The 23,137-nt window shown below is 72.6% G+C and carries 15 protein-coding genes and 1 pseudogene; 11 read left to right on the top strand and 5 right to left on the bottom strand.

What is annotated here, in order from left to right; translation table 11 throughout:
- Positions 1-178: 178 nt before the first annotated feature.
- Positions 179-382 (bottom strand): annotated as a pseudogene (locus ACFPCY_RS39725) (LAGLIDADG family homing endonuclease); the annotation flags it as partial.
- Positions 383-1,545: 1,163 nt separating this feature from the next.
- Positions 1,546-3,636: a DNA gyrase/topoisomerase IV subunit B gene (locus ACFPCY_RS39720; protein ID WP_378264525.1), complete on the bottom strand. Its 2,091-nt coding sequence runs from the start codon at positions 3,634-3,636 to the stop codon at positions 1,546-1,548.
- Between the two features lie 169 nt (positions 3,637-3,805).
- On the opposite strand from ACFPCY_RS39720, the gene ACFPCY_RS39715 reads away from it, so the two are divergent.
- From ACFPCY_RS39715 to ACFPCY_RS39700, 4 genes are all read left to right on the top strand, one after another.
- A complete protein-coding gene (locus tag ACFPCY_RS39715) occupies positions 3,806-4,708 on the top strand; it encodes an ABC transporter ATP-binding protein (RefSeq protein WP_378264447.1) in 903 nt (300 codons plus the stop codon).
- Between the two features lie 198 nt (positions 4,709-4,906).
- A complete protein-coding gene (locus ACFPCY_RS39710; protein WP_378264445.1) occupies positions 4,907-5,980 on the top strand; it encodes an ABC transporter permease in 1,074 nt (357 codons plus the stop codon).
- A 127-nt stretch (positions 5,981-6,107) separates the two neighbouring features.
- Entirely contained in the window at positions 6,108-6,338 is a 231-nt protein-coding gene (locus ACFPCY_RS39705; protein ID WP_378264442.1) for a DUF7455 domain-containing protein, read from the top strand.
- A 237-nt stretch (positions 6,339-6,575) separates the two neighbouring features.
- On the top strand, positions 6,576-7,322 hold the full coding sequence (locus ACFPCY_RS39700; RefSeq protein ID WP_378264440.1) for a YaaA family protein: 747 nt from the start codon (positions 6,576-6,578) through the stop codon (positions 7,320-7,322).
- A 218-nt stretch (positions 7,323-7,540) separates the two neighbouring features.
- On the opposite strand, the gene ACFPCY_RS39695 is transcribed toward ACFPCY_RS39700, so the two are convergent.
- From ACFPCY_RS39695 to ACFPCY_RS39685, 3 genes are all read right to left on the bottom strand, one after another.
- A complete protein-coding gene (locus ACFPCY_RS39695; RefSeq protein WP_378264438.1) occupies positions 7,541-9,205 on the bottom strand; it encodes an RNA polymerase sigma factor in 1,665 nt (554 codons plus the stop codon).
- A gap of 269 nt (positions 9,206-9,474) precedes the next feature.
- A complete protein-coding gene (locus tag ACFPCY_RS39690; protein WP_378264436.1) occupies positions 9,475-11,589 on the bottom strand; it encodes a SpoIIE family protein phosphatase in 2,115 nt (704 codons plus the stop codon).
- A gap of 793 nt (positions 11,590-12,382) precedes the next feature.
- Positions 12,383-12,970, bottom strand: coding sequence for an HhH-GPD-type base excision DNA repair protein (locus ACFPCY_RS39685; protein ID WP_378264434.1), 588 nt, complete (start codon positions 12,968-12,970; stop codon positions 12,383-12,385).
- 202 nt (positions 12,971-13,172) lie between these two features.
- Between ACFPCY_RS39685 and ACFPCY_RS39680 the strand changes: the two genes are divergently transcribed.
- The 7 genes from ACFPCY_RS39680 to ACFPCY_RS39650 all read left to right on the top strand — a co-directional run bounded on the left by ACFPCY_RS39680 (position 13,173) and on the right by ACFPCY_RS39650 (position 23,128).
- Positions 13,173-13,862 carry a molybdopterin-dependent oxidoreductase gene (locus ACFPCY_RS39680; RefSeq protein WP_378264432.1) on the top strand — a complete coding sequence of 230 codons (690 nt, stop codon included), beginning with the start codon at positions 13,173-13,175 and terminating at the stop codon, positions 13,860-13,862.
- Positions 13,849-14,769, top strand: coding sequence for a cytochrome b/b6 domain-containing protein (locus ACFPCY_RS39675; RefSeq protein ID WP_378264430.1), 921 nt, complete (start codon positions 13,849-13,851; stop codon positions 14,767-14,769). The genes ACFPCY_RS39680 and ACFPCY_RS39675 overlap by 14 nt, the downstream gene beginning before the upstream one ends.
- Positions 14,770-15,057: 288 nt before the next feature.
- A complete protein-coding gene (locus ACFPCY_RS39670) occupies positions 15,058-15,306 on the top strand; it encodes a hypothetical protein (RefSeq protein ID WP_378264428.1) in 249 nt (82 codons plus the stop codon).
- A gap of 99 nt (positions 15,307-15,405) precedes the next feature.
- Positions 15,406-17,451, top strand: a complete 2,046-nt coding sequence (locus ACFPCY_RS39665) for a hypothetical protein (protein WP_378264426.1) — start codon at positions 15,406-15,408, stop codon at positions 17,449-17,451.
- 121 nt (positions 17,452-17,572) lie between these two features.
- Positions 17,573-20,392, top strand: a complete 2,820-nt coding sequence (locus ACFPCY_RS39660; protein ID WP_378264424.1) for a TY-Chap domain-containing protein — start codon at positions 17,573-17,575, stop codon at positions 20,390-20,392.
- Positions 20,393-20,468: 76 nt separating this feature from the next.
- Positions 20,469-22,763, top strand: coding sequence for a TY-Chap domain-containing protein (locus tag ACFPCY_RS39655; protein WP_378264422.1), 2,295 nt, complete (start codon positions 20,469-20,471; stop codon positions 22,761-22,763).
- Positions 22,760-23,128, top strand: coding sequence for a hypothetical protein (locus ACFPCY_RS39650; RefSeq protein WP_378264420.1), 369 nt, complete (start codon positions 22,760-22,762; stop codon positions 23,126-23,128). Before ACFPCY_RS39655 ends, ACFPCY_RS39650 begins: the two co-directional genes overlap by 4 nt.
- The last annotated feature ends 9 nt before the right edge of the window (positions 23,129-23,137 follow it).

Below are 23,137 nucleotides of genomic sequence, written 5' to 3'. Positions count from 1 at the left end.
CGGATGCGTCTTGGGCGCGCTGATCCGCCGGTCGTAGGCGGGTGCGGACGGAGCCTGTTTCCAGAAGCCAGGAAAGTTGGCGAAGTCCGCGCCGCGAGCTGATCGTCACGGAGAAGCCCGGCTTGCTCCGGACGACCCGCCCTCCGATGGTCGAGACGCCCCCGGGTGTCCTGCAGAGGGACGCGACGACCCCGAACTGGGCCAGGAGGTGGAGCAGACCCGCCGCCAGATCGCGGGAGGACGTTCCGAAGGCGAGCATGTGCCCGCTCGCCGTCTTCGTACCGTCGCCGAGGTAGTACCCCTCCAGGAAAGCCTTCTGGCACTGCTCCGAACAGCTGAAGATCAGGTCGGGAATGCGCTTTCGTACGGCCGTTTCACCCATACCCAAGGCCCTGATCATGCGCGCGGCGATAGGCGCTTGCACGTAGAGCTGGCGGCTGTTCGGTCGCCCCTTGGGCAGGTGAAGGGTGGCACGGCCCTCGCCGAAAACCGAGATCGCCTCGCGCAGGCCGGGCAGGTACCGGTCGTCATCGGCGCCCAGCGCGAAGTTGAGCCGCGCGCCGCGCGACGACAGCGAGCCTTCCGCGAGATACCAGCCCAACACGTAGCACAGGTCTTTCGTCACGGAGCGGAAGCGCGGGACCGCACCGTCGCGGTGCGCACGCGTGTAGAGGACGAGTTCGCGCCGATCCGGCTGCCGGTCGAGCCAGCGCAGGTCGGCGGCGTCCAGCGTCGCCAGCCATGTCGCCGGCGAGACCGCCCTGTACCGGGTGTTGGCGGACTCGGTGGCGGCCCAGTGCGCGACGAGAGAGGGGACGACAACGGCGTCCTGAGGCCATTCCTCACCCAGCTCACCGAGGTAGGCGCGGAAGGCCGCGACCGGTGGGAGCGACCGGCGGGTCTCGAACTCGCTGATGCTGCACGCCCTCCGGTAACCGATGCGCACGGCCATGTCCGCGCCGGTGATGGCCCGCGCCCGGCGGACCGCGGCCAGCCGGCTCCACTGCTCCCGGGGAAGCCGGACGCGCTCCTCATCCCGACGCAAGGACGACGGCTGGCGGCGTCCCGCCTTCAGCGCGAGCAACCGCCTGATCGGTTCGCCTTCCACCCGGACCGCGTCGGCATGCCCGCTTCCCCAGAGCAGGCGCAGCAGGTCGATCTCGGTACGCGGGACCTCCGGACGAGGCAGGCGACGCCCGAGGGCGACCGAGTCGCCCACCCGTAGATCAATGGCCCTGCGCGGGACGAGCCGGTCATCCGACAGGACGAACAGGATCCGGTCTCCGGTGACGGTCAGGACCCGACCGAAGGCGGTGCGCACCCGCACAGCCGGGCCCCGGTAGAACTCCTCGACGATGTGCGGCGTCTCGGCGACGGCGATCCGAAGGCCGGCGAGATCGCCGCGCGCCACCTGACGGAGGCGACGAAGCCGTCCCAGCCGTTCCCCGTCGCCGAGCAACGCCCCGGTACGGTCGAAGACGAATCCGCCCTCGTCGTCCAGGAGGAACAGCGGCTGGTCCGGGGCCAGCGACATCGGATACGCCTCTAGGTGTCGATGCGGTTCATGTCGAGCTCCGATGCGCCGCCGACGATGAACTCGCGGCGCGGGGCGACCTCGCTGCCCATGAGCAGCTCGAACACCTTCGCGGCGGCCTCGGCGTCCTCCACCCGGATGCGCCGGAGCATGCGGTGCCGGGGGTCCATCGTGGTCTCGGCCAGCTGGTCGGCGTCCATCTCACCGAGGCCCTTGTACCGCTGGATGGGCTCCTTCCAGCGCTGGCCCTTGCGCTCCAGCTCCACCAGGCGCTGCCGGAGCTCCGCGTCGGTGTAGGTGTAGATGTACTTGTCCTGGCCCTTCTTGGGCTTGACCAGCTCGATGCGGTGCAGCGGCGGGACCGCGGCGAAGACGCGGCCCGCCTCCAGCATCGGACGCATGTACCGGTAGAAAAGAGTGAGCAAAAGGGTACGGATGTGACTTCCGTCCACATCCGCGTCGCTCATGATAATTGCCCTACCGTAGCGTGCATTGTCCAATTCGAACGATCTGCCCGAGCCGGCGCCGATGACCTGGATGATGGCGGCGCACTCGGCGTTCTTCAGGACGTCGGCGACCGACGCCTTCTGGACGTTCAGGATCTTGCCGCGGATCGGGAGCAGGGCCTGGAACTCGGAGTTGCGGGCGAGCTTGGCGGTGCCGAGGGCGGAGTCGCCCTCGACGATGAACAGCTCGCTGCGGTCGTCGGTGGTGCGGCAGTCGACGAGCTTGGCGGGCAGCGCCGAGTTCTCCAGGGCGTTCTTGCGGCGCTGGTTGTCGCGCTGGGTGCGGGCCGCGATGCGGGTCTTGGCCGCGCCCGCGATCTTCTCCAGGACGGTGCGCAGCGCCTGCTTCTGCCCGCGCGCCGGGTTCTCGAAGACGGCCTTCAGCTCGCGGGAGACGACCTGCGAGACGATCCGGGTGGCGGCCGAGGTGCCGAGGATCTCCTTGGTCTGGCCCTCGAACTGCGGCTCGGGCAGCCGGACGGTGATCACGGCGGTGAGGCCCTCGAGGACGTCGTCCTTGATGACGTCGTCGTCGTTGTTCTTCAACAGCTTCACCGCGCGCAGCTGCTCGTTGACGACCCGGATCAGCGCGCGGTCGAAGCCGCGGACGTGGGTGCCGTGCTTGGGCGTGGCGATCACGTTGACGAACGACCGGGTGATGGTGTCGTAGCCGGTGCCCCAGCGCAGCGCGACGTCGACCTCCAGGTCGCGCTCGACGTCGGTGGGGACGAGGTGCCCCTGGTCGTCCAGCACCGGGACGGTCTCGGTGAAGTGGCCGCGGCCCTGGAGCCGGAGCACGTCGACGATGGGCTGGTCCTTGGCGAGGTAGGAGCAGAACTCCGAGATGCCGCCGTCGAAGCGGAAGGTCTCCTCGACGACCTCCTCGCCGCGCTCGTCCCGGACGTCGATGGTGAGGCCGGGGATGAGGAAGGCGGTCTGCCGCATCCGGTCGAGGACGAGCTGGGTGTCGACCGTCGCGCCCTTGAGGAAGATCTGCATGTCCGGCCAGAACCGCACGCGGGTGCCGGTGGTCTTCTTGGCGACCTTGCGGGTCTGCCGCAGGCCGGACTTCTTCTTGAAGCGGGCGTTGGGCCGTCCCTCGTCGGCGAACTCGCCGGGCAGGCCGCGCTTGAAGTTGATGACGTGGGTGTAGCCGTCGCGGTCGACCTCGACGTCGAGGCGGGCCGACAGGGCGTTCACGACGGACGCGCCGACGCCGTGCAGGCCGCCGGACGCGGTGTAGGAGACACCGCCGAACTTGCCGCCGGCGTGCAGCCGCGTCATGACCAGCTCGACGCCGGGGAGGCCGGTCTTCGGTTCGATGTCGACGGGGATGCCGCGGCCGTTGTCGCCGACCTCGAACGATCCGTCGGCGCGCAGGACGACGTCGATGTGCGTGCAGTACCCGGCGAGGGCCTCGTCCACACAGTTGTCGACGATCTCCCAGAGGCAGTGCGCGAGGCCCCTGGAGTCGGTGGACCCGATGTACATTCCGGGTCGCTTGCGGACGGCCTCCAGCCCTTCCAGCACCGAGAGGTGCCGGGCTGAATAGCCCTGCTGGTCGTCGGCGGTCGCTTCGGCGGTGGCGGCGGTCAACTGCGTGTGCTCCTCGGGGGATGGACGGTCGGGCATGAGGGTACCCCCGAGCACCGACACTCCACCGGCAGGCTCGCCGCTCCGCACATTCCGGACGGGGGGTGGAGAGGGCGGAATCCACCCGCGGGACGATTGGAGACGCAGGTCACGCCGATCTAGGGTCGGCCCCATGAAAAACACCATCAGCGTGCGCGGCCTGCGCAAACGGTACGGGGACGTGCGGGCCGTGGACGGGGTCTCCTTCGAGGTGCCCGAGGGCGAGTTCTTCGGGATCCTCGGGCCGAACGGCGCGGGGAAGACGACCACGCTGGAGATCGTCGAGGGGTTGCGGGAGGCCGACGAGGGCGAGGTCGAGCTGCTCGGCGAGCGGCCGTGGCCGCGCAACCCGAAGCTGCTGCCGCGGATCGGCGTGCAGCTCCAGGCGACGTCCTTCTTCGAGCGGCTCACCGCGCGCGAGCAGCTGCGGACGTTCGGGTCCCTGTACGGCGTCTCGCCGCGCAAGGCGGACGAGATGCTGGAGACGGTCGGCCTGAGCGAGAAGGCCGACGTGCGGGTGGAGAAGCTGTCGGGCGGGCAGGCGCAGCGGCTGTCGATCGCGTGCGCGCTCGTCCACGACCCGGAGCTGGTCTTCCTGGACGAGCCGACCGCGGCGCTGGACCCGCAGGCCCGCCGCAACCTGTGGGACGTGCTGCGCTCGATCAACACCGAGGGCCGCACGATCGTGCTGACCACGCACTACATGGACGAGGCCGAGGTGCTCTGCGACCGGGTCGCGATCATGGACCGGGGGCAGATCCTCAAGCTGGGCCCGCCGGCGGCGCTCGTCCGCGGCCTGGACGCCCCGACCCGGGTCAGCGTCGCGTCCGGCGTCCTCGCGGCCGAGGACGCCCGCCTGCTGCCCGGCGTGGACGAGGTGACCGACGACGGCGTGTCCCTGGTCGTCGAGACCCGCGACGCGTCCTCGGTGGTCGCCGCGCTCGCCGCGAAGGACGCCCTCGACGGCGTCCAGATCCGCGGCGCCACCCTCGAGGACGTCTTCCTCGACCTCACCGGGCGGGAGTACAGAGCGTGAGCGCGCTGGAGGGGCGCGGCGGCGCCTGGACTGAGCGAGGAACGAGCGAGGGAAGGCGCCGCCCTGCTGCGCCCCGGAAGCGCGCGGGAGACACAGCGTGAGCGTGCTGGAGGGGCGCGGCGGCGCCTGGACTGAGCGAGGAACGAGCGAGGGAAGGCGCCGCCCTGCTGCGCCCCGGAAGCGCGCGGGAGACACAGCGTGAGTACTTTTGACAGCTTCAAGTCGCTCTCGCGGGCGTTGTACTTCGGGTTTCGGCGGGATCGGGGGGCTCTGTTCTTCACCGTGCTGTTCCCGCTGCTGTTCCTGGTGATCTTCGGTGGGGTGTTCGGGAAGCAGACCACCGGCAAGGTGGAGGTGGTGGAGGTCGGGTCGGTTCCGGTGCTCGACCGGGCGCTGGCGCGCGATCCGTCCGGGGAGCTGGGCAAGACCGTGAAGATCAAGCACGACGGTCTCGCGGGCGCGCTGAAGAAGGTCGGCAAGGGCGACGCGGACGCGGCGGTGGAGCAGCAGGGCGGGCGGGTCGTCGTCCACTACTCCGGGGCCGACCAGGTGAAGTCCGGCGTGGTGCAGTCGATCGTGCAGCAGGTCACGAACTCGGCGAACCTCGCCGCGACGGGACGGCCGCCGGCGTACACGGTCACCGCGCAGCAGGTCGAGGACAAGTCGATCAAGGGCATCAACTTCTACACGCCGTCGCTGCTGGGCTGGGCGCTGGCGTCCGCGGGCATGTTCGGCGCGTCGCAGACGCTCGTGCTGTGGCGGACGAAGGGTCTGCTGCGGCGGCTGCGGCTCGCGCCGGTGCCGGTGCCGACGGTGTTCGCGGCGCGGGTCGTGGTGAGTCTCGGGATCGCGCTCGGGCAGCTCGCGGTGTTCCTGCTGGTCGCGCAGTTGCCGTTCTTCGGGTTGAAGCTCCAGCACGCGTGGTGGATGTCGATTCCCCTGGTGGTGTGCGGTGTGCTGACGTTCCTGTCGCTCGGGATGCTGGTCGGCGCGTGGGCGAAGACGCAGGAGACCGCGCAGACGGTGACGCAGCTGATCGTCCTGCCGATGGCGTTCCTCGGCGGCTCGTTCTTCCCGCTGGACTACGCGCCGAAGTGGATGCAGGCCATCTCGTACGTGTTCCCGCTGCGCTATCTGAACGAGGGGATGCTGAACGTGATGGCGCGCGGTCTCGGTCCCGCGTCGGCGCTTCCGCAGATGGGGATCCTGCTCGGGATCGCGGTGGTGGCGACGGCGATCGCGGCGCGGCTCTTCCGCTGGGACGCTGCGTGACGAAGTGGTGTGACCTCCGTCACTAATGCGTCCATTCTGCTGTGGGCGTACTGAGAAGCAGGTTGGGAACGTCAGCGTCGGGTTAGATGTTGTCCTAAGTACCGACCCCGACCATGAGGAAGGTGCCGTGACTGGAGCCCTTGCCCCGACCAAGCCGCTGACGGCCGCCGACCGGTGCGACCGCTGTGGCGCTCAGGCCTACGTCCGTGCGGTCCTTGTAGGCGGCGGCGACCTTCTGTTCTGCGCTCACCACGGGCGTAAGTACTCGGAGGCGCTCCGCTCTAACGGGGCCGACATCCAGGATGAGACCGACAGGCTGACCAACACCCCGGCTGCCGCTTCCGAAGACGAGCGTTAGCCTCGAAATAAGTGAATCGCCGAACGGCGGTCATCGCGTGGCGATGACCGCCGTTCGACTGTAACAGGACATGTACGGTACGTGACCGGACTCATGCGGGGCGCGCATTCTCACACCGCCGACCTGCGAGAATCCGGTGTCCACCTCATATCCTGGGAGTACCGCCGTCCGGAGCCGCCGAAGGCCCATGCCCGCGTTCGCCCGGAACGGACCGTTCGACGAGTCAACGGGGGAACCGTGCTGATTCTGCTGCCGCCGTCCGAGAAGAAGTCCCGCACCGGGGACGGCCCGCCGCTGGATCTCGCGTCGCTCGGCTTCCCGTCCCTGAACCCCGTCCGCGAACGCGTCCTGGACGCGCTCGGTGAAGTCTGCCTGCGCGAGGACGCCGCGGACGTGCTCGGCCTGTCATCCGGCCAGACCGACGAGGCACTGAGCCGCAACCGCGCGCTGCGCGAGGCCCCGACGCTCCCGGTCGCGAAGCTGTACCAGGGCGTCCTGTACGACAACCTCGCCCTCGACGACCTGCCGGCGGACGCCGCAACCGAGCAGATTCTGGTCTTCTCGGGCCTGTGGGGCGTGCTGCGCCTCACGGACCGCATCCCCCCATACCGGCTCGCGATGGGCGTCACACTGCCGCCGGAGGGGCGTCTGGCGGCGCTGTGGCGTCCCGCCCTGGCCGAGGCCCTCGCCGACCTCCCGGACGGCCTCGTCGTCGACATGCGCTCCGGCCCCTACGCGGCGGCCTGGAAGGCGCGGCGCCCCGCCGTCGCCGTCCGCGTCTTCCGCGAGTTCTTCCTCGGCGGCGTCGCCAAGCGCACGGTCGTCAGCCACATGGCCAAGGCCACCCGCGGCGCCGTGGCCCACGATCTCCTGAAGGCGGGCGCGAACCCGTCCACGCCCGAGGAACTCCTCAAGGCCGTCACCGACCTCGGCCACACCGCCGAACTCAACGGCCCCAACCTGGACATCATCCTCCAGGCGTGACCACGCTCCGCACCCATTCGCACACTCTAAGTACACGACCTAAAGCACAAAACGGAGGCGCGGGGGCGACAGCCCGTGCCCGGGCGCCTGATCACCTGCGGGAACGCGTGAGCGACCGCGCGGACGCTACGCCCTGGGCGGGCGTCCGCGCGGTCGATCGCGAAGCGATGCCGCGTTCGACCGAGCTCCCCGGAGCCGGAGGCTCGATCACTACGATCTCAATCCAGGTAGTCGCGGAGGACCTGGCTTCGGGACGGGTGGCGGAGCTTGGACATGGTCTTCGACTCGATCTGGCGGATGCGCTCGCGCGTCACGCCGTAGACCTTGCCGATCTCGTCCAGGGTCTTCGGCTGGCCGTCGGTCAGGCCGAAGCGCATGGAGACCACGCCCGCCTCGCGCTCGGACAGGGTGTCCAGGACGGAGTGCAGCTGCTCCTGGAGCAGGGTGAAGCTGACCGCGTCCGCCGGGACGATCGCCTCGGAGTCCTCGATGAGGTCGCCGAACTCGCTGTCGCCGTCCTCGCCGAGCGGGGTGTGCAGGGAGATCGGCTCGCGGCCGTACTTCTGCACCTCGACGACCTTCTCCGGGGTCATGTCGAGTTCCTTGGCGAGCTCCTCCGGGGTCGGCTCGCGGCCGAGATCCTGGAGCATCTGGCGCTGGACGCGGGCGAGCTTGTTGATCACCTCGACCATGTGCACCGGGATGCGGATGGTGCGGGCCTGGTCGGCCATCGCGCGGGTGATCGCCTGCCGGATCCACCAGGTGGCGTACGTGGAGAACTTGTAGCCCTTGGTGTAGTCGAACTTCTCGACCGCGCGGATCAGGCCGAGGTTGCCCTCCTGGATCAGGTCCAGGAAGAGCATGCCGCGGCCGGTGTAGCGCTTGGCCAGCGAGACCACCAGGCGGAGGTTGGCCTCCAGCAGGTGGTTCTTGGCGCGGCGGCCGTCCTCGGCGATCCACTCGAGGTCTTCCTGGTCCTCCTCGGAGAGGGTGCCCACCTCGGTGGCGAGCCGCTCCTCGGCGAACAGGCCGGCCTCGATCCGCTTGGCGAGCTCGACCTCCTGCTCGGCGTTCAGCAGCGGGACCTTGCCGATCTGCTTCAGGTAGTCCTTGACCGGGTCGGCGGTCGCGCCGGCCGCGGCGATCTGCTGGGCCGGGGCGTCCTCGTCGTCGTCGCCGAGGACGAACGCCTCCTCGTCGGAGGGCGACTTGGCGGGCTGGCCCGGAGCGGCGGCCTTGGCGACGGTGGCGGGAGCGGGCTGCTCCTCCTCCTCGTCGCCGTCCTGCTCGGCCTGGTCGGACGAGTCGAGCTCGGTGTCGTCCACCAGGTCGGCCTCGAGGTCGCTGAGATCGTCGTCGAGGTCCTCGACGTCGACGTCGTCCATCTCGGGGTCGTCGCCGGCCTTCTTCGCCGGGCCCTTGGCGGCGGCCGGGGCGGCCTCGCCCTTCTTCGGCGCGGCCTTCTTGGCGGCGGGCTTCTTCGGCTTGGCGGGCACGGGCTTGCTGGCCGTGGCCTTCTTCGCCGGGGCCGGCGCGGCCTCGGCGGTCTCGTCCTCGTCGCCGACGACGGCGGTCACGGTGTCGGGCTGCTGCTCCTTGGCGGCAGCGGCGGTCTTGGGCTTGCGCGCCGGCGCGGCCGCGCGCTTGCGCGTCCGCTTCGGCGCCGCTGAGTCGGCGGCGCTCACGACGACGATCACACCCTCCTTGCTCAGGGCACGCAGAATCTTGGGGGCCATCGACATGGGGATCTCGGCCTCCTCGAACGTACGGCGGAGGTCGTCGGCGTCGAGGTGATTGCCCTGGGACTTCCCACGCTCGATCAGCTGCGCGATGACGGTCTCGTGCAGGTCTGATGCCTTCGAGGTCGAGCTAGCAGGCGACACAAATACCTCTCGAACGAACGTGTGGGTTGGCTGACCCAAGCGCCCTGACGGGACCGGCCTCACTGGGAGTGGGACCACGTGCACCGGGCGGGCCACCCTGTGCGGGACCGCAGCGTACCCGCTCTTACTAGGGTCAAGCATTCTGGCACGGCTGCGCATTCCGCTTCGTTGTGCTGCCCGGTAACACACCACCTTAGAGGGCGCACGGCGGTCCTTCGTACGTACTACGCCGTCTTCTCGCCGCCTTCGGCGGAACTTCTACACGGGCGTCACGGGGACTTCGGCGGGACATGCAGGGCAAGTACGGTCACATCGTCCACCTGCTCGTACCCGGCAAGCATCCGATCGACCAGGAAGTCGACGAGTCTCTCGGGGTCTCCTACCACTTCAGGTGGGGCGTCCGTCGCGACCGCGGCAAGTTCCTCCAGCCCGGCGTCCACCCCACGCCTACGGTTCTCCACAAGTCCATCGGAATAGAAGACCACAGTGTTGCCGGTTTCGATGGAAAAACTTGTCTGCTGGCGCTGCGAGGGCCAGCCGAGCGGGGTGCCGGGCTCCCGCGTCGACACGCGCGCGGGCGCGTCCGGGGAGATCAGGAGGGGTGGCGGGTGACCCGCGTTGCTGAACGCGCCGCGTCCGGTCTCCGGGTCGATGACCGCGTAGGCGACGGTGGTGAACTGCTCCTCGTCCTCGGTGGCGGAGAACAACCGGTCCAGACCGGACAGGACCGCGGCCGGGCGCGGGTCGTTCAGCGCGAGGGCGCGCAGCGCGTTGCGGACGCGGCCCATCCCGGCGGCGGCGCGGACGCCCTTGCCCATGACGTCCCCGACGGCGACGGCGAGCCGGTCGTCCGGCAGCCGGAACACGTCGTACCAGTCGCCGCCGACCTGCACGTGCCGGGTCGCCGGGTTGTAGCGCGCCGCGAGGACCATGCCCGGCAGCTGCGGCAGGTCGCTCGGCAGCAGGCTGAGCTGGAGCTCCTCGGCGGTCTTGTGCTCGCGCTCGAACAGCAGCGCCCGCTCGACGGCGAGGGCGCACTGGCCGGCGAGCGCCTCGAGGAAGACCTTCTCCTCCTCGGTGATCTCGCGGGGGCGCTTGAAGGAGAAGCGCAGCGCGCCGATCGGCGCGCCCGCCGCGAGCAGCGGCAGCCCGACCCAGGCGCGCTCCTCGGCGTGCTGGGTGAACAGCTCCGCCTCGTCCCGGCCGAGCTGGAGGCGCAGGTCGTCGGGGCTCTGGGCGAGGAACGGGCGGCCCTCGCGGACGGCGACCGACATGACCGTCTGGTCGCTGACCCGGATGTCGTCCCGGGCGGGGCGGGCCTGGTCGGGCGCGGGGTCGCCGCCGCCGGGCGGGGCCGGCGTGACGATCGACAGCCGCAGCTTGTCGTCGTCGAGGAGCGCGACGGCGGAGTAGTCGGCGCCGATCGCGGACCGTCCGACCTCGGTGATGACCTGGACGACCTGCGCGACGGTGAGCGCCTCGGCGAGCATCGAGGTGGCCTGCTGGAGCCGCGCGGTGCGCAGCGCCGCCGCCGAGAGCTGCTCGGTGAGGCGGCCGCGCATCTCCTCGGCCTCCTTCTGGCCGGTGACGTCGGTGTTCGCGCCGACCCACTCGATCACCCGGTCGCCCTGCCAGATCGGCACGGCGCGCACGTCGAAGTGCCGGTAGGCGCCGCTGCGGGTGCGGATCCGGTAGCCGGTCTCGAAGACCCGGTCGCCCGCGACGGCCTCGCGCCAGATCTCCTCGATGCGGGGGCGGTCCTCGGGGTGGACGACCGCGAGCCAGCCGCCGGCGGCGTAGTCGTCGGGGGTCTGGCCGGTGATCTCGCGCCATTCGGGCGCGTCGTCGATGGCGGCGCCGTCCGCGGCGGCCACCCACACGACCTGGGAGCTGGCCTCCACGAGCGAGCGGTAGCGCTGCTCCTTGCGCCGGATGACCTCCTCGGCGCGGCGGCGCTCGGTGACGTCCAGCGCGGTGAGGACGACGCCGACGGGCTTGTCGTCCCAGGCGGCCTGCTTGGGCGGGCGCGCCCTGTCCCGGTCCTTCTGCTTGTCCCTGTCCTTGCCCTTGGCGTCCGGCTGGGCGCCGCCGCGCGCGGGGATCCAGCTGCACGACAGGATGCGTCCGCCGACGGCGAGCTCGGCGTCGGTGATGGGGCGGTCGTCGGCGAGGACGGCCTCCAGCGCGGCGGCGAAGGCGGCGGCGGTGTCCTCGGCGAGCACCTCGCCGGGATGGCGTCCGGTGAGGTCGGCGCCCGAGACCCCGAGCATGGCCGCGAGCGCGTCGTTGACCCGGCGGCACCGCAGCCCCGTGTCGAAGAGGGCGATCCCGGCGGGGGCCTCCTTCAGCAGCGTGGCGTACAGGGCGGCGTCGGACGCATCCATGGGCTGACCCTTCAGCCGGGAGAGCCGGGGACGCGGAACGGACGTCTCGGTGCTCACAGGCAACACCTCCGCCCCAGGGGGTCCCGTACCGCGCGGCAAGTTCTCATCACTATGTGTGAATGGGAGCAGGCTAACGCTCCCGCCTCCATCACAACACCCGTCGACGTCAGGTTCTCATCATCTCGACGCGTAGGCCCCGACGGAAGCCCCTGACGCCGATCCGCCAGGGACGGATCCGGCGCTCCGCGCGTGATTCGGACGGTAGATCGCACGCGGTCGCGGGCCCCCGCCGGAACGGTGTCCTTCCGGACGGCGAGTGGACGATGCTACGCCGGATCGGGCGTCGGGCGCCGCAGGGACGCGCCGTCCGCCCGGCTCCCACGTATTTCCGGACACACCAAATCAACGCTGACCAGCCGCCCTATCCGGAGGCAAAAAGAAGGTAAAGCGAGTTCGACCGCCGCTGCTCGAACAGACAGGCCCGGATCGGGCGCCACGGAATGTCCGTAACCCGCGCGATGGCGCGGCGCATCGGAAATCGGCTACTTCGATTCGCGGGCGCGGCGGGCGGCGGGCTCGGCGGGCTCGGCGGGCGCGACGGGCGGCGGGCTCGGCGCGCGCGACGGGCTCGGCGGACGCGGCGGGCTCGGCGGACGCGGCGGACGCGGCGGGCTCGGCGGGCTCGGCGGGCTCGGCGGGCTCGGCGGGCGGCGGGCGGCGGGCTCGGCGGACGCGGCGGGCTCGGCGGGCTCGGCGGGCTCGGCGGACGCGGCGGACTCGGCGGACTCGGCGGCTACTTCGACTTCGTGGACTTGGCGGACTTCGCGGCGGCCTTCATCTCCTGTTTGAACGAGCGGACCTTGCCGAGGGACTCCTCGTCCACGATGTCGGCGACGGAACGGTAGGAGCCCTCGTCGCCGTAGGAGCCCGCCGCCTCGCGCCAGCCCTCCGGGCGGACGTCCAGCCGCTTGCCGAGGAGCGCGACGAAGATCTTCGCCTTCTGCTCGCCGTAGCCGGGCAGCGCGGCGATGCGCTTGTAGAGCTCCTTGCCGGACTCGACGTCCTTCCAGAGGGCGGACGCGTCGCCGTCGTAGTGGTCCACGATCGCGCGCGCGAGGGTCTGCACGCGCGCGGCCATCGACTTCGGATAGCGGTGCAGGGCGGGCTTGCGGCTGAAGATCTCGACGAGCGCGTCGGGGTCGTAGGCCGCGAGCTCCTCCGGTTCCGGGTCGTGGCCGAGGCGCTCGGCGAGCTCGTGCGGCGCGGCGAAGGCCCGCTCGAGCGGGACCTGCTGGTCCAGCAGCATCGCGGTCAGCAGGGCGAACGGGTCCCGGTTGAGCAGGGCGTTCGCACCGTCCTCGATCGGCAGCGTGATCGGCATGGTTTCCTCCAGGCGGCGGTGCGTCCGGGCGGCCGGCGGGGCATCCGGGCGGGCGGCGGTGGGTCCGGGCAGACGGCGGTCCGCCCGAGCGGACGGCGGTCCGTCCGGGCAGGCGGCAAGGCGTCCGGGCCAATTCTTGCGGAAGTCTTACGGCGGGCCGCGCATCGTGGCGGGGGCGGCGAGGCGGTGGTCGAATGGAGGCGTGGACGAGAACCGCGGCGCACCGGTCGGCCGCCGGATCGTGCTGGGGATGCTGGGCCTCGGCGCGGCCGGGGTCGCCGTCGGCGCGTCCGTGCAGCGGGAGGTGACGCGGGCGTTCTCTCCGGTGAGCGGCATCGGCGACGTGCTGCCCGCGGTGGGCGGGTTCCGCTTCTACTCGGTCGTGGGCACCGTCCGGACGCCGCGCGACCTGCGCGTCCGGGTGGACGGTCTGGTCGCCCGTCCGCGCGGGTACTCGCTCGCGGAGTTGGCGGCGCTGCCGCAGACACGGGTGCGGCGCGACTTCCAGTGCGTGACGGGTTGGCGCGTCCCGCACGTGGAATGGGCGGGAGTCGCGCTCCCCGACCTGCTGGACGCGGCGGGCGTCTCCCCTCGTGCGCGCGCGGTGCGGTTCCACTCGTTCGACGGTGCGTACACCGAGTCGCTGACGCTGGAGCAGGCGCGCCGGCGCGACGTCCTCGTGGCGACCTCGATGCAGGGCAAGCCGGTCAGCCACGACCACGGCGGCCCGGTGCGTCTGTTCGTCGCGCCGATGTACGGCTACAAGTCCCTCAAGTGGCTGGGACGTATAGAACTGACCGAAACCGTCCATCCGGGCTACTGGGAAGACCGCGGCTACGACGTGGACGCCTGGGTCGGCCGCTCGAACGGACGCGACGATGCCCCCACCTGAGCCCCCGCGCGAACGTCCGCCCAGGCACCCGCGTGAACGTCTGCCCGAATCGTCCGACGAGCGTCCGCGTGAGCGTCTGGTCGAGCACCCGCATGAGCACCTAGGCGGGCGTCCGGCCGAGCAGCGGCGCGAGGGCTCGGGCGAGCGTTCACGCGAGCACCTGCCCGAGCGCTCGCGGGAGCGTCCGCTCGTGGGGGTGGGTGAGGACGCGGCTGGAGGGCTGGCCGCGGGACGGAGGGGTGAGGGGCGCGGGTTGCTGGTGCGGTTCTCGCTCGCGGAGCGGTGGGTGCACCACGCGACGGCGGTGCTGATGCTGGCGTGCCTGGTCACGGCGACGATGCTCTATATACCGGCGTTCGCGACGATGGTCGGGCACCGCGAGGTGGTCAAGCCCGTCCACATCTACTCCGGGCTGCTGCTGCCGCTGCCGACGCTGCTGGGGCTGGCGTCGCGGGCGTTCCGCCGCGACCTCGGCGCGCTCAACCGGTTCGGTCCGCAGGACGGGCACTGGCTGCGCAGCGGGCAGCGGCGCGCGGTGGTGGACGGACGCGGCGTCGTCCCGGTCGGCAAGTTCAACGCCGGGCAGAAGCTGAACGCCGCGTTCACCGCCGGGGCGGCGCTGGTCATGCTCGGCACGGGCGCGATGCTGACCTGGCCGGATCCGTGGCCCGACCGCTGGCGCACCGGCGCGACCTTCGTCCACGACTGGCTCTTCCTGGTGATCGCGGTCGTGACCTTGGGCCACCTGTGGGAGGCGTTCCGCGATCCGGGCGCGCTGCGTGGAATGGCGACCGGACGCGTCACCCGCGCCTGGGCCGCGCGCCATCACGCCGCCTGGTTCGACGACCAAACCGCCGGAGGTGCCGAAGATCACGCCCTCCGGAGGACGGCCGATCATCCTCCATGACGCGGCTTCCGGCCCGGCGCCGGGACGCCAACGGGCGCGGGCGGGACGCCAACGGGCGCGGGCGGGAAGGCCGCAGGTGAGGAGGGCGGGTTGGATGGGGACCGCGGTGGGTGATGGGCTCGCCGCCGCGAACCGGCGTGGTCAAAAGTCTTGACACTCGCCGCGAACGCGTTGAAATGAGACATCGAGGCGGGGTCGCGGCGGCCTGCCGGGCGGTGCGTGGCCCGGCCGCGCCTCGACCGGCGGTTCACCCCCGTCCGCCGGCTCCCTCGGGCGCGGAGGCGTGCGATGCCTGCACTCACCGATCACCGGAGCGAGACCCGGGACCTGCTCACGCGGCGGCTCACCACCGAATTCGTGATCTTCACCGCCGAGGACGTGGCGCGGTGCGTCGCCGACGTCCAGGCGCGCATGACCCACCTCGGCCTGTCCCCCACCCTCGAACTCGTCGAACGCATGGCCCGCGAGCAGCTCACATGCCGCGTGAAGTCGGCTCCGCCGTCCGGCAGCGTGACCCCCTGGGCCCGCGGCGGCTGATCCTTCCGGCGGTCCGCGGGGGCGTCCGGCACGCGCTCGCGGACCCGCGCGACGGGAAGTATCGCGTTCCGGGCGTCCGGATCTGAGAAGCTAGGAGGCGTGAGTCCCCGTAGCAGCCGTCCGTCCGCCGGGGAGCCCGCGCCCGAGCCGCCCGAACCGGGCGACGAGATCGCCGCGATCTTCGATGGGATGCTGCGGCACGCGCGCGAACTGCTGGCCGTGCGCAGCCCCCTGGACGCCGAACTCATCGTCAGCGAGATCCTCGGCACCTGGTGGGGTCGGCGCGCGGCGGACGGGGACGTCGAGGAGGTCGTCGGCGAGGCGCTGGTCGCGCACGCCGCGCGGACCGGCAGCCCCGCCGCGCTCGCGCTGCTCACCGGCATCACCTGCCTCGGCACGCGCGGCCAGGCCGCCCGCGCCGAACGGGCCGCGCTCGACCTGATGGACCGCGGCGTCGCGCGCCCGATCTGGGCCGACCGCGTCGGCATGGTCGAGCCGCGCGAGTGCTACGTGTCCCGCGACGTCTACGGCGACCAGGAGTCGGTGATCTGCATCTTCGACTACCCGTCCGCCGAGCCCGCCTCGCACGGACCCGGGAGCGCGGCGGCGTCCCAGCCCCGCCCCACCGGTGCCCCGGCAACCCACGGCCAGCACAGCGACGCGCCCACGACTGCGCCAGCGTCCGCGACGCAACCCAGCGGACCGGCGGCATCGCACGCGCCGTCCAGCGGACCGGCGGGATCTCAGGCGCAGCCTGGCGGACCGGCGGCAGCGCACGCGCAGTCCGGCGGACCGGCGGCAGCGCACGCGCAGTCCGGCGGACCGGCGGCAGCGCACGCGCAGTCCGGCGGCCCGACTGCGGGGCGGGCGTCGTCTGGCGGGCCGACTGCCGCGCACGCGCAGCCTGGCGGATCGGCGGTGTCGCAGGCGGCGTCCGGGGAGGCGGCGCGGGCTCAGGGTGGGGGGCATGCCGGGGACGCGTCGGCGGAAGGGGTTCGGGCGCGGGGGACGGATCGGCATGCGTTGGTGGTGCTGGTGGACCGGACGAAGCCGGGCGTGGTGGGGCCTCGGTTGCCGGGAGAGCGACCGCCCGCGTGCGGGACGGTGCGGGACGCGTGGGTCTCGTCGCGGATCGATCGGCTGCTCGACCACTGCCGCCGGGAGGCCGCCGCGAATCCGCTGATGCGGTTCGAGGAGATCGAGCCGCGGGACGCGCGGGCGTTGCTGCAGCGCTGCCTCGACCAGGCCAACGAGGAGCCGGACGCGCCGGTCGACGAGAACTTCGCGTCCTACCACGCGTTCGTCCGGCATCGGGTGCGGGCGCTGCCGACCGGCGGGCGGGCGCCGCAGCCCGCGGTGCACGGTCCGGATCAGCGGGCCACGCTCGCGACGCGGTTCCTGGCGTCGAAGGAGGCGGCGGACCTGTCCGACACGGCGGCCGCGATCCGCTGCGTCGACCGGATCATCGACTACGGCTGCACGCACGACTTCGGGCGTCCGCTGCGGGTGAGCCCGGTCAAGTGCGAGATGTTCCTGCTGGACTGGCTGCCGCGCAAGGTGCTGCTGTCGCAGGCCGAGCAGGAGGCGGTCCCGCACGTGCTGGCCGCGTGGGTCCGCTGGGCGGGGCGCCGCACCGGGCTGCCGGACGAGGCGGTCCGCGCGACGCTGGACGCGGTGTGGGACGCGACGGCCAAGTTCGCGGACGCCTACCGCGACCCGTCCGCTTTCGGTCTCGACCGCGAGCTGGTGGACCGGCTGCTTCCGGACGGCGACCTGGAGGCGCTGCCGCGGCGCGCGTTCGCGCTGCCGTTCCTGTCCGGACGGCACCGGGTGTCGGGGCGGCACGGCACGATCGACCTGTCTGAGCTCGACCCGTCCGACCCGGCCGACCGGCGCGTGCTGCTGGAGCTGGAGCATCCGGGGGCGCCGGAGGAGCACCTGGAGGCGCACGAGCGGCTGGCGGACCGGCTCTGGCGCGGTGATCCGCCGCAGCTGTGGGAGACCGCGCAGGCGCTGCTGGACGTGGGTTTCGAGCGGCACGAGGTGCTGCACCGGCTGATGGCGGTGCTGGACCGCACCGGCCACGACCCGCGCGCGCTGCGGGCCGGGTTGCGGATCCTGCGACACGAGCCGCCGCCGGGCTGAGCGTGCCGCCACCGGGCCTGAGCGCCCGGTTTGCCAGAAACCGTCCCGGCCGACAATCATCGAACCGGGCAGTGATCGACGGGGGGAACCGGGGGGCGCCCCCGGGCCGTAGGGAGTGATCTTGTTGGAGTGGTCCGAGTTCGCTCGGCGCCTGGGACGCGAGCTGGCGGCCCTGGAACGGGACACGATCCTGATCGTCCGGGAGCGTGAGGAGAGCCGCCACTACGTCCAGGCGATGCGGGAACCGGACCGGCTCTACGCCGAGGCGGTGAGCAACAACTTCCTCGACGGCCCCCTTCTCCTCACCCTCGCGGACGAAGAGGTCATGAGCGAGGCGGGCTGGCGTCCCCCGGCGGACCCCGGCACGGCCGGACCGCGCAACTGGTGGACCGAGCTGCCCGCCTTCGCGACCGCGGCCGACTACGGCCGCCTCGCCGACGTCATGGTCACCGCGCTGCGCGACGTCCAGGGCGTCCGCCGGCCGTCCGACCTGGTCTACGAGTCCTTCCACCGGCACGGCACCGGCCTGGTCGGGCTGCCCGACTTCGGCCTCGACTGCGCCGACCCGTCCCGCGTCACGCGGACCCGCTCGTCCGGCCCGGTGTCCGCAACCGGTCACGACTCGTTCCCGGATCTGCCGCCTGCGCTGCCGGAGCAGAACGTCCTGGCCTCCGAACCGGATGCTCCGCCCATGCCCGGCGCGGAGCGGGACAGCGGGCCGCTTCCCGGCGGCACAGGGCCCATCGGGCAGTTCCCCGGCACGGGGCCGGCCGGATCGCTGCCCGGTGAGGGACCGGGCGGCTCGCTGCCCGGCACGGGGGCGACAGGATCGCTGCCCGGTGAGGGACCGGGCGGCTCGCTGCCCGGCACGGGGTCGACGGGATCGCTGCCCGGTGACGGGCCGGGCGGGTCGCCGGCCGGTGCGGAGGCGGGTGGGCCGCCGCCCGTCGTGTTGCCGGACGCCAAGAACTTGAGCGGTCCGCTGCCGAACGGTTTCCCGGGCAATGTGCCGCCCGGCGCGTCCGGGTTCGCCGAACCGGCGAGTCAGGGACTCCCGGGGCTCGGCGACCTGCCTCCGTCCGTGCCGTCCGTGCAGGACGCGTTGTCCGGCGGCGCTCCCGCGGCGACGCCTGCCGCCGCATCTCCGGCGGACCAGATCGAGCCGCTCCTCGCCGAGGCCAAGGAGCGCGGCGACCACACGACCTACTTCGACCTGCTGCCCACCGCCGACCTCGTCTTCCCGGACACGCCGGGCGAGACCTTCCCGCCGACCATCGGCATCGGCACGGGCACGTACGTCACGGTCTTCACGTCCCCCGGCGCGCTCGCCCGCGTCTCGTCCCAGCCCACGCCTTTCCGCCGGACATCTTTCGCGGATCTGTCGGCCAACTGGCCGGACCCGGCCTGGCAGCTCGCCATCAACCCGGGCCTGCCGAGCGAAGTCCACCTGGACCTCTCGGCCGTCGTCCGCCTCAGCGCCACGCGCGCTCCGCAACCCGCCGAGCCCGCGCGTCCTGCGGCCTTCGACGCAGGCCAGGGGACACACGGCGACCACGATCCGTCCGCTACGCCCCAGATGCCGGGCCTGCCCGTCCATGGCGGCGAGCACGTACCGCAAGGCCCGGCTGCGACGCAGGCGCACCAGCCCGTCCACCCGGACGCGACCCCGTACCCGGGGGCGCCGAGCACTCCCCCTCCGCCCGGAATGCCTTTGCAGCACGGCCCGCCTTCTGCGATGCCCGGCGCTGCCGTCCCACCCGAGTACCCGGTGCCAGGAGCGTCCTCCCTCCCGCCCGGCGCCCCGGCTCAGCCTGAGCAATTCCTCACACCAGGCACGAACGCCCAGCCCGACCAGTTCCCGACGCCGAGCGCGAACGCCTACCCGGAGCAGCCCTCAACGCCGGACACGGCTGCCCAGTTCGACAAGTTCCCCACGCCCGGCGCGGACGTCCCGCCCGAGCAGTTCCCCGCTTCTGGCGCGGACGTGCGACCCGAGCAGTTCGCCGGGCCGGACGCTGACGTCCCACCCCAGCAGTTCGCCAATTCCAGCGCGGGTGCGCAACCCGAGCGGCTCGGTGCGCCCGGCACGGACGTCCAGGCTGAGCAGTTCGCCCACCCGAGCACGGACGCGCAACCTGAGCGATTCCCCGCATCCGGCGCGGATGCGCGACCCGAGCAGTTCGCCGGGACGGGTTCAGACGTCTCGCCCGAGCAGTACGCCAGCCCGAGCGCGGGTGCTCAGTCTGAGCAGTTCTCCTCCAGGGGCGCGGACGTTCAGGAGGAGCGGGTCGCTGCACCGGGCGCGGAGGTGCCGCCTGGTCAGTTCCCCGCCCCCGGCGCTGACGTTCAGGGTGAGCAGTTCTCGGTGCCGCCGGCCCCGGCTGTTCCGATGCCGCGCGAAGAGTCGCCGGCGGACGGCGACGTGAGCGACGCGGCTCTCCGCGACGCGCCCCTCCGCGAGGTGCCCTCGCCTGGCGCGGACGAGCGGGCCGAAGGCGATGAGGGTCAGGCTTCTCGCGTTCCCTGGCCGGTCGGACGGCCGGAGGAGTTCGCTTCGGCCGCGGCGTCGGACGCGTCGGGGCGCCAGCGGTTCGCTTCCGCCGGGCAGGAGGCGTTCGCGGGGGCCGTGCCGTTCCTCGGACGGCCCGGTCCGGCCACTGCCGAGGGGCTGCGGGAGTTCGACACGTCCGGGCTGCCGATCCTGCCGGGGCTGGAGGCGCACGGGACGGCGGCGATGCCGGCGGCCGCTCCGGTGCCGGACGGGGCGTACGGTGAAGCCGCGCGCACCGGCGAGGCCGCTCCGCTCCGCGTCCCGCACGGGACCCCGCTCTGGGAGACCGACGGGACGGGGGACGGCGTTCCGGTCGCGGTCTACGACGCGATCGGCGGCGCGTGGGCCCCGGTGCGGGCGGACGCGCTGCCCGCGCAGCGCGGCGAATAGGTACTGGTGGCGACGGGGACGGCGACACTCCGCTACGGTCGTTCTCCCCGACCCGCGGACGTGAAGGCTGGACCGAGTGGACTGGAGCGACTTCGCCGACCGGCTGGCCGCCGAGCTGCCGCGGCTGCCGGACCGCGCGTACCTGATCGTGCAGGGCCCGACCGGGCTGCCGTACACGCAGGTCCTGCGCGTGGGCCGCGCGCTGCACGCCGAGGCGGTCGGTAACGCGTTCCTGCCCACGCCGCTGACGTCACGGCAGGAGCGGAAGCTGTCCGGGCTCGGCTGGAACGAGCCGGACGAGCAGGAGCGGCTGAACTGGTGGATCCACCTGGAGGCGCCGGACTCGACGCGTCCACGCCCCTGCGCGGACCTCGCCAAGCGGATGACGGGCGCGCTGCGGGACGCCTACGGCGTGCGCTCCCCGCGGGAGCTGGTCTACCTGGCCGGGATGACCGGGCAGGACGACGGCACTCCGCTGGCGCTGCCCGCGCTCGGGATCCCGTCCGCCGTGCCGGAGGCCGAGGTGGCGGCGGTCATGCCCGGCCCCGGCGGCGACGCGGACGTCGAGCACGCCCTGACGGTCGCCCGCGAGCGCGGTGACCAGGAGGGATACCTGGACCTCCTCGCCCGGGCCACCCTGTACCTGCCGACGTCGGGCGCGGAGGGCGAGGCCGGACGGCAGTTCGCGACCGCGCAGTTCGGCGGCGGGACGTTCGTGCTGGCCTTCACGTCCCCCGAGGCGATGGACCGGTCGCTGCGCGGCCAGGCCGTCCACCACCAGACCTCGACGATCGGCGACCTGGTCCGGGACTGGCCGCATCCGGACTGGAAGCTCGCCGTCAATCCGGGCCTGCCCAGCGCGTCCTACCTGGACACGCGCCTGCTCCCGCAGTCCCCGCCGCCCCCGCCCGCGCCGTCGGGCGGCCTCGCCGCGCTGGGCCTGACGGGCCAATCCCCCGCGTCCGGTCAGCCCGGACGGTTCGCCCCGACCGACCAGCCCGGACAGTTCGGCGCGACCGACCAGCCTGGACGGTTCGATTCGACCGACCAGCCGGGACGGGTCGGCGCGACCGGCCAGCCGGGACGGGTCGGCGGTCCCGGGGCGCCAGGCCAGATCGGCGGAGCCGGGACGCCGGGACGGCCGGCTGGCGCCGGGGCGCTCGTGCCGCCTCACCCGTCCGACCGGCATGTGGCCGGACGGAGCCATGCGGCCGCGTCCGCCCCGAAGCAGACGAGGCCCGAGCGCGTCCGCCCGCCGCAACCCGCGTCCCAGCCTGCACCCGCGCAGGCGCCGCAGCCCACGCCCCCGTCCGCGCCGCAGGCCGCACCCGCGTCGCCGTCCGCGCCGACGCAGCAGTCCGCGCCCGCGCAGCAGTCGGCACCCGCGCAGCAATTCCCGCCCGCGTCGGTCTCGGCGTCGGCCTCGGCCTCGGCGTCGGCGTCGGCGTCGGCGCCCGTGTCGGAGCAGGCTTCTGCGGCGCCCAAGGTGTTCGTGATGCAGAAGGTGCTGCGCCCGGAACATGTCGTCCACTACCTGGACGGCGGCTATGACCTGGTCGCCGGGTACGTCCACAAGCTGAAGGACGTCGCGGAGTTGACCCGTCCGGAGCAGATCGTCCGCGCGCTGGGCCTGGAGTATCCGGGTTCGCCGTTCGATCCCGGAATGGACGCGGTGCACGTGATCCGCTGGCCCGCGATGAAGCCGGCGCTGTTCCGGCGTCCGCTGGGCGGCACGGACGAGTCGGCGCCGGCGTCGGTCGCGGGCGGCTGGGTCGTGGAGCATCCGCCGTTCACCGGGAACGGGTACGCCCCGGGCCTGGGCACGCCCATCCCCGAGTACAAGGTGGAGAGCCAGCGCCTGCCGCACGGCGCGGAGATGCACCGGATCGCGCGCGAGGGACGTTCGACGCTCGTCGCCGTCTACGACGCCGACCTGCGCCGATGGCGGATCCGCCTCGCGACCGCGCGCGGCGTCGACAAGCCGCGCACGCCCCGCGCCGCACGCCGCTCCACCTCGTCCACCGCCGCCACGTCTTCCGGACGCCGGCAACCTGCGAGCCCGCAGGCGTCCCCGGGACAACAGGGACCCACGAGCCCGGACCCCTCTGCCGCGCGCCGGCAACCCGCGTCCCCGGACGCCTCTCTCGCACGGCAGCAACCCGCGTCGCCGCAAGCCTCTCCCGGAGGCCAGCAACCCGCGCCCCCGCAGGCGTCCCCTGGACGGCGGCAGACCGGCGGGCCGGACGTGGATCGCGGGCGGCAGGGGAGCGCGGGCTCGGATGCGGGTTCGGGGAGGCCGGAGGGCGCGGGCGGGTCGGGCGGTGGGCCGGAGGCGCCGCGGGGGCGGCATGCACGAGGGGGTTGGGAATGAGCATCCGGCAGGGGTACGTCGCGGACTGGCGCGGCGAGGAGTACGAGGCGAGCCCGGACGGCGAGGAGGTGCGGCTCTACCGGGCGCGTCCGGCCGAGGGGTTCCAGGAGGTCACGTCGGAGCGTTATGTCCGGGTCGTGCCGGTGGGCGAGGTGACGCGGCTGGCGTACGTGAGCACGCACTGCACGTGGCGCGGGGAGCCGTTCCTGGTGCTGGGCGAGCATGACGGCTGGCTGCGCGTGGAGTACACCGGGGGGCGGGCGCCGGTCGCCGAGCGGCTCGGGCTGGAGCCGTTCGACCGGGGCGTGTACCAGGCGTGGGCGCCGCGCGGCGAGGTGACGGGGTTGGCCGAGAAGGCGGTCTGAAACCGCCTC

The sequence above is a fragment of the Actinomadura gamaensis genome, from assembly GCF_042652125.1.
GTDB classification, from domain to species: domain Bacteria; phylum Actinomycetota; class Actinomycetes; order Streptosporangiales; family Streptosporangiaceae; genus Spirillospora; species Spirillospora gamaensis.
The sequence above is the reverse complement of the archived record's forward strand: the minus strand, read 5'-3'. Positions and strand labels throughout refer to the sequence as shown.